The 13,977-nt window shown below is 69.6% G+C and carries 9 protein-coding genes and 3 pseudogenes; 3 read left to right on the forward strand and 9 right to left on the reverse strand.

All coding sequences use genetic code 11. From position 1 onward, the window contains the following. A partial coding sequence (locus tag G6048_RS51200; protein ID WP_165344653.1) for a hypothetical protein occupies nt 1-880 on the reverse strand: 880 nt, incomplete at its 3' end. Nucleotides 881-882: 2 nt separating this feature from the next. Then, entirely contained in the window at nt 883-1,287 is a 405-nt protein-coding gene (locus G6048_RS40760) for a hypothetical protein (protein ID WP_165344654.1), read from the reverse strand. A gap of 150 nt (nt 1,288-1,437) precedes the next feature. Between G6048_RS40760 and G6048_RS40765 the strand changes: the two genes are divergently transcribed. Together G6048_RS40765 and ku are read left to right on the forward strand one after the other, a co-directional pair. Then, a complete protein-coding gene (locus G6048_RS40765) occupies nt 1,438-5,214 on the forward strand; it encodes a CHAT domain-containing tetratricopeptide repeat protein (protein ID WP_165344655.1) in 3,777 nt (1,258 codons plus the stop codon). Nucleotides 5,215-5,370: 156 nt separating this feature from the next. Next, nucleotides 5,371-6,093: pseudogene (gene ku / locus G6048_RS40770) on the forward strand (non-homologous end joining protein Ku); the annotation flags it as partial. 484 nt (nt 6,094-6,577) lie between these two features. Here ku and G6048_RS40775 read toward each other — a convergent pair. The 3 genes and pseudogenes from G6048_RS40775 to G6048_RS50450 all read right to left on the reverse strand — a co-directional run. Further along, on the reverse strand, nt 6,578-7,612 hold the full coding sequence (locus G6048_RS40775; protein ID WP_328828428.1) for an MSCRAMM family protein: 1,035 nt from the start codon (nt 7,610-7,612) through the stop codon (nt 6,578-6,580). A 37-nt stretch (nt 7,613-7,649) separates the two neighbouring features. Further along, nucleotides 7,650-8,136 (reverse strand): annotated as a pseudogene (locus G6048_RS50445) (hypothetical protein). Continuing rightward, nucleotides 8,100-8,345: pseudogene (locus tag G6048_RS50450) on the reverse strand (hypothetical protein); the annotation flags it as partial. The pseudogenes G6048_RS50450 and G6048_RS50445, both read right to left, overlap by 37 nt. A gap of 312 nt (nt 8,346-8,657) precedes the next feature. Between G6048_RS50450 and G6048_RS50455 the strand changes: the two are divergent. Further along, a complete protein-coding gene (locus G6048_RS50455; protein WP_408056221.1) occupies nt 8,658-9,524 on the forward strand; it encodes a tyrosine-type recombinase/integrase in 867 nt (288 codons plus the stop codon). 215 nt (nt 9,525-9,739) lie between these two features. Here the strand turns inward: G6048_RS50455 and G6048_RS40785 are convergent, their stop codons facing one another. The 4 genes from G6048_RS40785 to G6048_RS40800 all read right to left on the reverse strand — a co-directional run. Further along, nucleotides 9,740-11,104: a caspase family protein gene (locus tag G6048_RS40785; RefSeq protein ID WP_165344657.1), complete on the reverse strand. Its 1,365-nt coding sequence runs from the start codon at nt 11,102-11,104 to the stop codon at nt 9,740-9,742. Beyond that, the gene (locus G6048_RS40790; RefSeq protein WP_165344658.1) at nt 11,094-11,531 is read right to left on the reverse strand and encodes an effector-associated constant component EACC1; all 438 of its coding nucleotides are present in this window, start codon (nt 11,529-11,531) and stop codon (nt 11,094-11,096) included. The genes G6048_RS40785 and G6048_RS40790 overlap by 11 nt, the downstream gene beginning before the upstream one ends. A gap of 674 nt (nt 11,532-12,205) precedes the next feature. Beyond that, complete coding sequence (locus G6048_RS48950; RefSeq protein WP_206342747.1) at nt 12,206-13,072, reverse strand: hypothetical protein; 867 nt, start codon at nt 13,070-13,072, stop codon at nt 12,206-12,208. A 31-nt stretch (nt 13,073-13,103) separates the two neighbouring features. Next, nucleotides 13,104-13,977 (reverse strand): DUF317 domain-containing protein (locus tag G6048_RS40800; RefSeq protein ID WP_408056222.1); only part of this gene is annotated, 874 nt, incomplete at its 5' end.

The following is a 13,977-nucleotide window of genomic DNA, read 5'->3' on the forward strand; positions in this document are numbered from 1 at the left end:
CCTCGGGGGTGAGAGGTCCGGTGGTGTCGAGGCCGAGGCGGTCGACAAGGTCGCGGGCGTGCGAGCGGGTGGCGGCCTCCAGGAGCAGGGCGTAGGTGTCGGTGGCGGTGCGGGTGCGCGCCCAGCTGATGAGGGTGAGGGTGGCGGTGATGAGGGCGGCGGGCCACCACCAGGCGGTGAGGGGGAGGTAGAGGAGGGCCCAGGCGGTCAGGGTGGTGGCGCGGGTGAGGGCCTGGCGGGCGGCGGTGATTTCGGTGCGGGCTTCCTCGGGCAGGGTCAGCCACAGGTGCGGCCAGACGGCGGCCAGGTCGAGGTGCCGGTCGCGCTCCAGGCGCACGGCCGCCGCATTCAGTCGGTCCCCGCTCCAGGTGGGGCGGGCGGGTTCCTCCGGCGCAATGCGGGTCATGGCGCGCTCGGCGGCGTGGCGTGCGGAGGGGTCGGTGCGGTGGCCGCGGGCCAGGGCGCGGGCGTCGTGTTCGCGGTGGCGGTGCCAGGTGCGGGCGGCATTCCTCCAGCGCTGTTGCCGGCGGGTAGTTTGCCAGGCGGCCAGCTGACGGAAAGGGGCTGGCCAGGTGGGCCAGCCGGCGGCCAGGCACAGCCGTTCGGTTGCCGAGCCGAGGGCCTGGGTGGCCAGCCCGGCTGCGGCGGCGCCGGCCAGCACCGCGGCCAACAGCACCACCTGGCCGCCGACCGTGGTGGCGGCGGGGTGAGCGGCCCAGGCGGTGATCTGCGCGGTGAGGCGGGATAGGTCGAAGGGGTGGGTGTGGCCGAGGGTGTGGGCGGTGGCGGCGACGGCGAGGTAGAGGGCGCCGGGCAGGACCAGCAGGGACACCCACCGCTCGGCGAGTTTCTTGCCGAGCTCCGTCAGCAGGCCGCCCACCGTTAGAGCCGTTCCCGGCGCAGGGCGGTGCCGCTGATCGCGCAGCGCGGCACCTCGGCGGTGCTCTGGGGCCACCAGTAGCGCCCGCACTTGCGGATCGGGCATAGGTACACCTGCTCGGTCGGCCTGTCGCTGATGCCGGCCGGCCGCACGCCACGGATGGTGCCCGCGTGGTCGGTGTAGCCGTCCAGCCCCTGGGGGTCGCCGCCGACCTGCAAGATCGCGTGCAGCGCGGCCAGCGGGCCAGTGAGGTCCCCGCCCTCGCGTACGGTGACCAGCAGGTGTTCCACCGGACCTTCGTCCTCGCCCGGCCCCTCTCGCAGATCCGTGCGGATCTCCTCCAGATACGCGCACACCACTGCCAGTCTCGCTGCCACGCCCCCTGCTGCCTCGCGCTCGTCGGCCATGGGTCCCCTTCCCGCTGATCGTGTCGCCGGCTCGAACCCCCTGTCGCTCCCGTGCGGTAAGGCACTGTTCGGCACCGGTCAGAGGAGCGTATCGAGGCAACTCCCTTATGCTCCAGGGAAAGATGCGGTGAGCATCAAATGGGGAGTCGGATGGGGGGTCAGGTGCGTAAGGAACTATTGGCTGCGGTGGTCGGGCTGCAGCGGATCCGCGCCACCGGCGGCCTCCCCCCAGCCCTGGAACCGCAAGCGCTCGAAGCGACCCGGCGGCTCGCCGCACTCCTCCGCGACAGCTCCGGCGACCTACCGGGCTGGTATGCGCTCGGCTGGCTCTGCTGGTTCCGGTACTTGGCGCTCGCCGAGGGGGGAGATGGCGCGGACCACGATGAGGCCGTGGCGGCGTTCACCCCCTGCTTCCTCGCGGGGGTCGATGGACTGCCCGTACCCCTGCTGCCGCGGCTCGCCGAGGCCGCGGCGCCGCGTGCTGAGGGCATGCTCCAGCAGGCACTGGTCTCCACTGACCCAGGCCTGCTCTCTTCCGTTGTGGATCTGTGGCAGCGCATCGTGCGGGCCACGCCTGCAGATCACCCCAGCCGCGCGGGGGGCCTGGGCAACCTGGGGGGCGCGTTGTCGCGCCGGTTCGAACGTACCGGGGACCAGGCCGACCTGGATGAGGCCATCACCGCGGTGCGGGGCGCGGTGCAGGCCACTCCCGCCGATCACCGCAACCACGCGGGGGGCCTGTACAACCTGGGGATTGCGTTGAAGCATCGGTTCGAACGCACCGGGGATCAGGCCGACGTGGATGAGGCCATCACCGCGATGCGGGACGCAGTGCAGGCCACTCCCGCCGACCATCCGGACCACGCGTGGTTCCTGGGAGGCCTGGGGGCTGTGTTGCCGCGCCGGTTCGAACGTACCGGGGACCAGGCCGACCTGGATGAGGCCATCACCGCCGGACGGGACGCGGTGCAGGCCCTCCCTGTCGACCACCCCAACCGCGTGTGGCTCCTGTCCAACCTGGGGGCTGTGCTGCAGCGCCGGTTCGAACGTACCGGGGACCAGGCCGACCTGGATGAGGCCACCACCGCGGAGCGGGACGCGGTGCAGGCCATGCCTGTCGACCATCCCGACCGCGCGAGGCTCGTAACCAACCTGGGGGGCACGCTGTGGGCCCGGTTCGAGCGTACCGGGGATCAGGCCGACCTGGATGAGGCCACCACCGCGGTGCGGGACGCGGTGCAGGTCACCCCGGTCGACCTTCCCGACCGCGCGGCCTACCTGTCCAACCTGGGGATCACGTTGCGGGCCCGGTTCGGGCGTACCGGGAATCTGGCTGACCTGGATGAGGCCATCACCGCCGGACGGGATGCGGTGCAGGCCATCGCTGTTGACCACCCCAACCGCGCGGGGTATCTGTCGGACCTGGGGGCCGCGCTGCAGCGCCGGTTCGAGCGCACCGGGAATCAGGCCGACCTGGACGCAGCCATCACCGCCGGACGGGACGCGGTCCAGGCCACCCCGGTCAACCATTCCAAGCACGCGGGGCGCCTGGTCAACCTCGGGGTCGCGTTGATGCGCCGGTTCGAGCACACCGGGGACCAGGCCGATCTGGACCAGACCATCGACCTTTGCCACGCGGCCGTGGGGGCCACCCCCGCCAGCAGCCCCAACTACACGAGACACCTGTCCGACCTGGGGAACGCGCTGCAGCGCCGGTTCGAGCGCACCGGAGGCCAAGCCGACCTGGACGCAGCCATCACCGCCGGACGGGACGCGGTCCAGGCCACCCCCGACAACCACCCCAACCGCGCGATGTACCTGTCCAACCTGGGGAACGCGCTGCAGCGCCGGTTCGAGCGCACCGGAGGCCAAGCCGACCTGGACGCAGCCATCACCGCCGGACGGGACGCGGTCCAGGCCACCCCCGACAACCACCCCAATCACACGCGGTACCTCTCCAACTTGGGGGCCTCGCAGCTGGCCCGGTTCGAGCGCACCGGGAATCAGGCCGACCTGGACGCAGTCATCACCGCCGGACGGGACGCGGTCCAGGCCACCCCCGACAACCACCCCGACCGCGCGATGTACCTGTCCAACCTGGGGAACGCGCTGCAGCGCCGGTTCGAGCGCACCGGGGACCAAGCCGACCTGGAGGCGGCGGTGTCCGCCTATACCAGGGCGTGGGAGATGGACTCGGCGGCACCTACGTTCCGCGTTCGGGCAGCGTGGGCAGTGGCCGAGCTGGTCGCGGAGTCCACACCCGGGCGGGCGGCAGATATGGCGGAGGCCGCGGTGCGGTTGCTGCCCGAGGTGACCCCCCGCCAGCTGGAGCGGGGCGATCAGCAGCACGCGCTCGGCGACTTCGCCGGCTTGGCCGGGGACGCCGCCGCTCTGGCCCTGGCCGACCCCCGCGGTGGCCAGCCGGAGCGCGCGACCCGGGCGCTGCGACTGTTGGAAGCCGGCCGGGCGGTGCTGCTCAGCCAGGCGCTGGATGCCCGCAGCGACGTCACCGACCTGAACCGGCAGCACCCTGATCTGGCTGCCCGGTTCGTTCAACTGCGCGACCAGCTCGACCAGCCTGCCGGCACCTTCGACCCCGCTGACGGAAGCGAGGATGTTGACGAACTTGCGGCGCAACAGGAGCGCGCCGTACGCGACCGGCACCGGCTGGCCCGCGACTTCGCAAAGACCCTGGCCGACATCCGCGCCCTGGCAGGCTTCGACTCCTTCGCCCTCCCACCTACCCCCGGGGAACTCCTCGCCGAGGCCAACCAGGGCCCGGTCGTGGTGTTCAACGTCAGCCGCTACCGCAGCGACGCCCTACTGCTCACCCAAGGCGGCATCACCCACCTGGAGCTCCCCCAGCTCACTGTCAACTCCCTGACCGAGCAGGTCAACGCCTTCCACCGGGCACTGCACACCGCCACCTCCGGCACGGACAAAACCCAGCGCCGCCAAGCGCAGGCCGTCATGGTCCAGGTCCTGCAATGGCTGTGGGACGCAGCCGCCGGGCCTGTCCTGGAAGCACTGGGCCACCACCGTCAGCCGTCGGCCGACGCCGACTGGCCGCGGGTGTGGTGGGCGCCGGGCGGACTGCTGGGCCTGCTGCCCCTGCACGCCGCCGGATACCACACCGACCCCGTCGACGAGCCAGGCCGACGCACCGTTATGGACCGGGTCATCTCCTCCTACACCCCCACGGTCCGCGCCCTACGTCACGCCCGCCAACACGCCCCGGTCCCGGACAAGCCCGCCCAGGGGCTGGTCGTCGCCATGCCCACCACCCCCGACCTGCCTGATCAGGGCCGCCTGCCGCACGTCGGCTCGGAAGCGTCCAAGCTGCACCAGCACCTTCCCGAGCTCACCCTGCTCTTAGAACCCGACCCGTCCGACGGCGGTGCCCTCGCGGCCACGGCTCACACACCGACGAAGGACAAAGTTCTGGACCACCTGACCAGCTGTTCGATCGCGCACTTCGCCTGCCACGGCACCAGCCACCCCACCGACCCGTCGAAAAGCCGGCTGCTGCTCCACGACCACGCCAGCGACCCGCTCACCGTCGCCAGCCTGGCCCCGGTCCGCCTCGGCCAAGCCCAACTGGCCTACCTCTCGGCCTGCCGCACCGCGGCCATCGACACCGCGAACCTCATCGACGAGGCCATCCACCTGACATCCGCATTCCAGCTCGCCGGATTCCCCCACGTCGTGGGCACCCTGTGGGAGATCGACGACCAGATCGCCGTCACCATCGCCGACGCCTTCTACACCCACCTGCGCACCCCCACCGGAACCCTCGACACCAGCCGGGCGGCCTGGGCCCTGCACCAGGCCGTACGCGACGTACGCGACGGCCACGACCTGCCCGGAGGACTCGACCGGACACAGAGCCCCTTCCTGTGGGCCGCCTACCTCCACGCCGGCGCCTGAAATGGATCCGGCGACATGACACAACAACAGTTACTGGAGGCTCTCGCACCGGCGTCGGCTGCTACCGACGGCTCGACTGCCGTGCTGTGAACGTGACTCCGTGGATCTGAGGGGGAGCGATAGCTGATCGCTTCTTAGTTCAGAGAAGTCACGCAGGACGAGATCGGCAAGGGCTACGAGCTCTCTCGGGACACGATCATCCCGGTCTCGGATGACGGGCTTGCCGACATGCCGTTGCCCACGGCGCGCGCGATCGAGATCGTGGCGTTCGTCCCCTACGAGTCGATCGACCCGATCCGGATTGGCGAGGGCTACTACCTGGAAGCCGCCAGCCCAGTCGCCAGCAAACCGTATGTGCTGATCCGCCAGGCGTTGGAGAGATCATCGAAGGCCGCCGTGGCGAAGTTCGCGTGGCACGGCCGCGAACGTCTCGGGCTGCTGCGAGTGCGGGAGGACGCGATCGTCCTGCACGCGATGCGATGGGACGACGAGATCCGTAACCCGGCTGAGCTGGTACCGGACCCGGTGGAACTGTCGGAGGAGGAGATCGCGGGGGCGCTGGAGTTGATGGACCGCATGGCCGTCGACGACCTGGAGGGCCCCGAGTTCGTCGACCACTGCACGGAGGCCCTGGAGCAGGTCATCGAAGCAAAGCAGGAGGGACATGCCCCGCCGGAGATCCCCGAGCGGGAAGCCCTCGCGGGCGGGGTCGTGGACCTGATGGCCGCCCTGGAGGAGTCCGTACAGAAGGCTCGGGTCACGCGCGGTGAGGGAGAAGCGGACGTGCACGAGACGCCGAAGAAGCGCACCAGCAAGGCGCCGGCCAAGAAGACGGCCGCGAAGAAGACCACGGGCCGGAAGCCCAAGCGCTCTGCTTAGTCAAACACTCCGAGTTCGGTGTCCGGCCGGCAGTGCCGGAAGCGTACCCATGACCGCCCGCTCACGGCTCCCAGAAGACGCACCGGACGCCCGGCATAGTTCCCGCGTCACAACCGACCTAGGAAATGGCCACGTTCCTGAGACAGAAACATGGCCATCGGTGTGAGACAGAGCAGAGGCGCGGGCTGACACGAACCCCAGCCCACGACGTTCCGTGCCGTCCAACCCAGTCGCCGTAGGCCAGAGGGTTCGGGCCGAAGGAAGCGTCACGCGACTGCGTTGACAGCGAAGTTAGTCCGCGCAGTTCAGCGACTTCCCGCCGGACTACCTGAGTTTCACGCGTTCCCGTCAGGCGGAGGCGGCGTTTCGAGGGGAAACACCCGGCCCCCATTCTGCAGGGTGCCACGGCGATGCCCCGGGAGAGCGGAAAGGCAGCAGGCCCCCGGAAGCTGGGTCCGGGGGTCTGCTATTTGGGGAAGGCCGATCAGTTGGTCTCGGTGTTCTCGTCCTGCACGGGTTCGGAGTTTGTGCGGCGGCGTGCGGTGGCGACCGCGCCGATGCCGCCGACGAGCAGGACTCCGGCGCCGCCGAGGATCCACGGGGTGGCGTCGGCACCCGTGTGAGCGAGGGAGCCGGCTGGGGCCTTCGGCGACGCGGATTCCGTCCCGTCTGCGGACGGGACGAGGGAGGACTCGGTGTCCGGCTTGTCGGTGGCCGTCGGGTTGGGCTTCGACCCGACGGCGGCGTTCTGGGTCGGCTTGTCCGTGGGCGTGGACGGGGTGTCGGTCGGCTTGTCCGCGGGCTTCTCGGTCGGGGTGGGCTTCGTCGTGGTGGCGGTCTTGGTGTTGGTGACGGTCACGGTGACGGGGGCACCGGGCCCGGCGGTGAAGGTCTTCGCGGGCTTGTAGAGGTCGTAGCCCCCGGGGGCCTTGATCTGCTTGACCCAGAACTCCGTCTTGCGGCTGGACACCGGCAGTTCACCGGACGCTGTGCCCTTGGGACCGGTCGTGAGGGTCAGCAGGGTCTTGTCACCGCTGCCGATGTTCACGGTGGATCCGGGCAGCAGCGTGCCCGTCTTGGAGTCGGCTTTGAGGGTGACGTGGGCGGGCTTGAAGGGGTCGATGACCGTCACCGGGGCGGTGGCGCCGGGGGTGACGATGACGTCCTGGTCGGCGGCGACCTCGTGGAGCGGGCCGCCGGAGGCCGTCTCCTTGAGCCGGTAGACGCCGGGGGTGAGGTCGGAGAACGCCAGCTTCCCCTGGGCGTCGGTCTTGCCCGTGGCCGTTTCCTGGCCCGTGGCGTCGAGCAGCAGGAAGGAGGCGCCCTGCATGACGTCCCCGGCCGGATCCTTCTTGGTGATCGCGACGCCGCCGGCTTCGTCGGGGGTCTCGGTGGCCGTCGTGGAGGGGGTCGGCTCGGCCGACAGGGCGGAGGCAGCCGGGGCCCAGGCGAGTGTCCCGGTCACTGCGCCGGCAAGGGCGGTCGACCGGAGGATGCTGCGGAAGGTACGGGCGTGCACGAGGTGAGGGACTCCTTGATCTTGATGGGGAGGGGGGTCAGGGCCTTCGGCGAGCAGGCGGGCCGGCCGGAGCGGGCACGTGCCGGGCGGTGCGGGCGGCTGTCCGGGACGGTGGGGATGCCGGCCAGGAGCCGGGGAACCAGACAGCGCAGTACTGCTCGATCGCGTCGCGCAGTTGGGTGGTGACGGCTCCCTCCCACGGAGGCTGGCCGGCCCGGTGGCGGCGTGTGTTGAAGGTGCCGTACTCGGCGTTGTTCCGGGGTGTGTGCTGGGCTTCGTCACGGCGGTGGAAGGTGCCGTGGTCCACGAAGCCGAGGGCGACGGCATTGATCTCGCCCCGGTCGGCGTGGACGACTGCCGCACGCAGCCCGCCGTAGGTGTCCGCGTAGATGGTGGGCGTGAACTCGATGCACAGGCGCAACGGGCTGTCGGGGGTGGGGGGCGTAGTAGGTGTTGCCCACCACGGTGCTGTGGGTGAAGGGGAGCATCAGCTCGGCGAAGAACTCGCCGGCGTGGAAAGACATATGGGGTTTCCGGTGCGTGTCAGCGGCTGGGGCCGGGCAGGGCGGCTGGTCGTGCTCCATCGCGGGACGCTGGAGGCAGGGAGCGCGGCCGGGCGGCGGGAGGCGAGGCGCCGGACATCGAGGGGCGTCAGGACCGGCGGGAGGATGGCGGTGAGCTGGGCCAGGCCCTCGGCGTAGGTGTGGGTTTCCCCTCTGAATGGGAGTGGATCCCCCGCCGGTTCGATCCCGGGCGCGCTCTGGAGACGCCCCGCACCATCCGCGCACTGCTGGGTCCCAACCCCGCGTCATCGCCGACGAGGTATGGGCCAAGCTACTGTGGGCTGGCATCAACCTCACCGCCGAGGACCTGCCCACGACCAGCAGCGGCCCGCGCTACCCCTTCGAGCTCTCCCGAGCCGTGGCGCTGACCTGGCTGTTCAGCGGCCAACGCAGCGACGAGATCCGCCGCCTGCGCACCGGATGCGTCCGCTGGCAGCACGACGGCACGGCCGTGAGTCCGGACGCCTCAGACGTCCTCGCCCGTGACGCCGTCTGCCTGCTGGACGTCCCGACCCACAAGACCGGCACGAGTTTCACCAAGCCGGTCGACCCCGCTGCTCGGACAGGCCATAGAGGTCTGGCAGTCCCTCCGCCCCGAGCAGCCGCTGATGCTGGACGCCAAGACCGGCGAGCGCGTGGAGTTCCTGTTCGCCCACCGCGCCAAACGCGTCTCCAAAGACTACATCAACCGCACGATCATCCCGGCGCTGTGCACGAAGGCCGGAGTCCCCACCCGCGATGTCCGCGGCAAGATCACCAGCCACCGGGCCCGGAGCACCATCGCCAGCCAGCTCTACAACGCCAAGGAACCGATGACCCTGTTCGAGCTGCAGGCATGGCTCGGACACCGGTCGCCCAGCTCCACCCAGTTCTACGCGAAGATCTCCCCCAAGACGCTGGCCAAGGCATACAGCGAGGCTGGCTACTTCGCCCGCAATGTGCGCACCATCGAGGTCCTCGTCGACCGCGACGCCGTCGCCTCTGGCGCGGCGGCCACCGGCGAGCCCTGGCAGTACTACGACCTGGGCCACGGCTGGTGCACCTACTCCTTCTTCGAACAATGCCAGCACCGGATGGCCTGCGCCCGCTGCGACTTCTACACCCCCAAAGGCTCCAGCAAGGCCCAACTCCTCGAAGCCAAGGAGAACCTCCAGAGCATGCTCGCCTCCATCCCGCTGACCGAGGACGAACGCGTCGCGGTCGACGACGGCCAAACCGCCATCGAAGCACTCCTCGCCCGGCTCACCGACGTCCCCACACCCGCAGGCCCCACACCACGGGAACTCGGCCTCCCCGCCACCGTCACCATGCTGCCCGTCGTGGAGGTCCGCCACGGCAAACAGGACTGAATGCTTCGGCGGTGTACCGGACGGGAGGCAGCGCGTAGCGGGCTCGGCCAGCGGCATTGACCAGTTCGTCGGCGTGCAGGATGAGGTAAGGCATACATGCCGGCGGCCTGAATGACGATTCTCCATCCTGCTGCTGGTCCCGGGCAGCAGCTGCGGCGTGCTGATGGAGCATTCGGTCGGTCCCGTGTGGTGCCGCGCTGCAGAGATGGTGGTTGTTACTCCTGCAGGCTCGCGTGCAGGTCAGTGAGTTTGTTGATGTCGACGCGCAGCTGGTCCGCCCTCTCGCGGTAGGCGTTCACGGTGTCCATGGTCAATTGGTAGCGAGCCTGGCTGCTTCCGCCGGGGACTTGGGCTGCGTAGGGGTCCATGACAACCGTGGTCACGTATCCCTCTGTGCGATCTTCGAGGGATTTGATGGATTCGGCGATGACCATCCATCGGGAGTCGCCGGTGGATTGGTGCAGCCAGGTCGCGATGCTTGCGGGGGAGCGGACATGGAACGGTACTTGCAGGCGGCGGCGGACCGTCTTGAACTCCTTCTTCAGGTCCGCCCACGCTTGATCAAGCAGCCGTCGGTGCGCGTACTGGTGCTTGAAGTATGCATGGTCGCCGGGATAGCGAGGTTCCCTTTCGGGTCGCCATCGTCCGACCGGAGCAGGCTGCCAGTCCGGCTCGGGCACGCTGGCCAGGACGGCAGACGGCACACCTTCACTGTTTTTCTGAGTCTGATCGATTTTGGTCGAGATGCCAGGCAATTCGGCGCTGTAGCGCTTGGATTCCTCGCTCACTTCAGCAGGCGCCGCCGCAGCGGCGGCACGGTTCGGGAAGCAGAGTGAGTCAGCCACCGTGTTTTGGGCGAACTGTTGGGGCGCCGGGCTTCCCCTTTCAAGTAGCCGCCTACGCACCCGCTGCCATGCAAGGGTGACGCTTAACTCCGGACCCTCGCCGGGGATTCCGCGCTCAAGGATCTTGATAAGTTCGCCTGTGGCCTCCGGATAGGTGGCGCCGGGCAGTGCGAAGGACTGCCGGTTGTGCGGGGCGGACGTAAGTACCACGTCCCCGTAGTCCTCCGAAGGGTCGCTGTCCGGAGTGGCCGGTTCACCCAAGGCTCGGGCCAGTTCGTCGCGTGTGGCCCGGCCATGGGGACTCATCGCGCCGGCCAAGCCGCTGTAGCAGCAGTCCAGCACGGTCAGGCGGTAACGTGCCGACGCGCCGGCTGTCCGCAGGACACGACGCAGGTCCCGGTATGCAACCGTTCCGACTTGCGGGTAGTTGGGGTCGGCGCCGGCCAGGCACAGGTAGAGGTTCTCCCCTTCTTGGTCGCGGAGGCCGTGTCCGGCGAAGTAGACGACCAGAGTGTCCCTCGTCGCTTCGGCGGCGTCGCGGACCGCGCTCAAGATGCCGGCTGCGGACGCTTCGGCACCAAGCACTGTGATGTGGCTTTTGGGAAGGCCCCAGAGGTCGCGCAGCAGCTTGGAGAGCCGCCGGGTTCCGTGGGCTGCGGCGGGGAGTGATGTCATGCCGGTGTAGGTGTCCAGTCCGACGAGCACTGCCCGGCTTGCCCGCGGGTCAGGAATCACCGTCGGCTCCGCTGTTGGAAAGAGTGCCCCCCGCCGGTCCTTGCGCCTGGCCGGGGAGACCGGTGCCGGTGAGCAGGCGTGTGATCTGGGCTGCTTCTTCGGCGGAACCCGCCTCGATCACCATTCGCGAGTCGCCGTGTTCGACGACCAACCGCACCGCCGACTGGACACGGGGAGGCAGCGAAGCTCGGAACGTTTTGTGTGAGTACACCAGCGATGCCACGGAGAACCCACTGTTCAGTACCAGACCGAGCCACTCGACCAGGCCGGCGGACATCGCGCCGTCATCTGCTTCTGAGCGGATCCGACTGATCTCCACGTGCGGGCCCACGGTGCGGTCCTGGACAAGCCACCGTGCAAAGGCTTCCGTTAACTGCGGTGCATCCTGATCTTGCACGCTGCCTACAACTTGGATACGAATGCGCACACATACCCCCACGTCGGGCTTCCCTCAAGCGAACGCCGCTTGAACTGTACTGGCCGATCAGTGCACGTTCTACCGGGCGGCGCAAAGGTAGTTCCGTCGGCAAGGGGGTGAGGGTCGAAGGTGTGGCGGGTCGGTCAAGTCGGCTTAGACGACAGGGAGTCGGGAGAAGCATCCGCGGTGAAGTGAGTCCGCCTCACAGGGAGGCACCTCCGTTTCCCACGCCGACCGTACAAGCTTCGATGACGTGGCTCACCACCTCCGCCGCACGCCTTGGTTTGTGACGAAGGTCGAGCCGTCCTTCGTGAACATGGTCGCCAAGCTCCGCTGAGTCATGATCGCGACCTGGCTTTCCGCCACCGACTCAGCTCTGCCCACCTCGGACGAGAGGTCTCGCACGCCGGGGCCGGAGCCAGCGCCGCGCATCCAACCGCATGACCTACGAAACCTGCGAGAGTCGAAGTGCCAGATTTCGCGCACACACCGAGTGGCCCTTGACAAACCTGATTCCACATAATGCCGTGGTCGTCGTAGGTCAGCGGCCAGCCGAGGCTGTACAGCGGGTCGAGGCCGGGGTCGCCGCTCAAGGTGGCGCGGGCGAGATGGCGCGGGGAGACGTAGACATCGCCGTCAAGGGGGTCGTCGTGGGGTGACACGCGGCTCCTGGTGGAAGGGGGTCAGCGGGTGCGGGCGGATGCCGGGGACGGCGGCGCCAGTGCGGGGATGGGCTTGGGGATGCCGGGCGTGGTGCTGGCGCAGCGGCGCAGTGCGGCCCTCACGGCCCGTTCCTGTTCCTCGATGGGGCGCTGGTCGAGGAGGACCAGGCCCCGGGCGACGGCGGGGTCGAAGGGTGAGCCGGTCCCGAGTCCGACGATCTCGGCTGCGGCCTCGGCTTCGACCAGCACGCCGAATTCGTCCGGGATCCCGAGGAGTTCACCCGCGTGATAGCGCGCGCCGTCGAGGGCCTGGATGAGGCGGAAGTCGTCGTCCAGGCAGTCGGCGACGATGTCGAGCAGAAGGTGCGCGGCGGACTGCAGCCGGGCGCGGAACTCGGGATCCACCAGCCAGAACCCGTTCGGCTCCGGCGCCGGCGGATGACCGGACAGGGCAAGTTGCGGCCCTGCCGTGTTCGGCCGGGGCGTGGCCGGGAGTTGGGGGAACCACAGGAGGGTGTACTGCTCGACCGCCCGGCGCAGCTTCGTGGCTGCGGCTCCCTGCCACGGCGGCTCGTCGCGCTGGTGCCAGTCGCGCACCATGGCGTAGCCGTCGTGTCCCGGGGAACGGCCGATGGCGGCGTCGCGGCTGCGGAAGGTGTCGTGGCCGGCGAACGTGAGGATCACGGTGTCCAGGACGCCGCCCTGTTCGGCGTGGAGGATCTGCAGCCGCAGACCGTCGTATTCGTCGGCGCGGATGGTGCGGGAGAAACCGATCCGCAGGCGCAGCGGGGATCCCGGCTGTGGGGTGGCGTAGTAGGTGTCGCCGATGACGGTGCCGCCGGTGAGGGCGAGCTGCTGGGTGAAGAACTGCTGGGCGTGCAGGGGCATCGCGGCCTTTCGCGTGGGTGGCTCGTGTGGATCAGCGGCGAAGCCCGGGGCGGGAGCCGACGGCCGGTGTGGGCGGGGACGTGCTGGTGGTCCATCGGCGCAGGCTGCAGGCCGGCACAGCAGCCGGGCGCCGGGCTGCGGCAGCACGCTGGACATCCAGCGGGGTCGGTGTGGCGGGCCGGGGCGGCTCGACGGGGGCAAGGCGGGCCAGCTTGGCGAGCTGCGGATGCAGACCGGCCTCGTACCGAAGGACGGGGGTGGGATCGGCGAGGGCGGCAGCGGTGGCGGCGATCAAATGCTTCGGAGTGCGTGCGGTGAAGATCGCTTTGGCGCGGGTTCCCCAGCCCGGCGGTCCGGCCCACAAGGTCACCGTCTCGGCGTCGGGGCCGCTGCTGACGATGTCGATGCTCGCTCCGGCCAGCCCGTCCGGGGAGACGACCTCCACGGTGCCGCGTAAGAGGGGCTTTCGGTCCCAGCCCGCGTCGAGCAACGGCTGCACCGCGTCGCTCCAGTACACCGAGGGCCGGGTGAGGAAGGTGTCGCTGTCTTCGTCCCACTCGGCGGCGAGGGCACGGGTGAGCCCTTCGACGATCTCGGGCGGCGTGTTCTGGTTGATCCGCGCCGACCAGCAGGGAGCGGAGACGGGGTCCTGGGCCGCGCTGATCAGCCATGTGTCGTAGTCGTCACCGAACCAGCCGATGCGGATGCGGTGGTCCGGCGAGGTGATGATGAGCTGGCACGGTCCGACGTCGGGGCGGTGGTGGGGCCAGTTGGCCACCGGGGCGAAGCTGGGGTCGGCGTGCCCGGGCAGCCCGGCGAGGTAGCGCGGGGAGACGGAGACGTCCCCGCCGGTCCCAAGGTCGTCGTTCGAAGGCACAGGAGTCCTGAGGGGTAAGGGGTTGGGG

Origin of the sequence: Streptomyces ureilyticus, assembly GCF_011045025.1 — a bacterium.
GTDB lineage: Bacteria > Actinomycetota > Actinomycetes > Streptomycetales > Streptomycetaceae > Streptomyces > Streptomyces ureilyticus.

Bases quoted from the DNA above. Each gene is read 5' to 3' on its own strand.
- G6048_RS40760 (WP_165344654.1), bottom strand. From the start codon at position 1,287: ATGGCCGACGAGCGCGAGGCAGCAGGGGGCGTGGCAGCGAGACTGGCA.
- G6048_RS40765 (WP_165344655.1), top strand. From the start codon at position 1,438: ATGGGGGGTCAGGTGCGTAAGGAACTATTGGCTGCGGTGGTCGGGCTG.
- G6048_RS48950 (WP_206342747.1), bottom strand. From the start codon at position 13,072: ATGCCCCTGCACGCCCAGCAGTTCTTCACCCAGCAGCTCGCCCTCACC.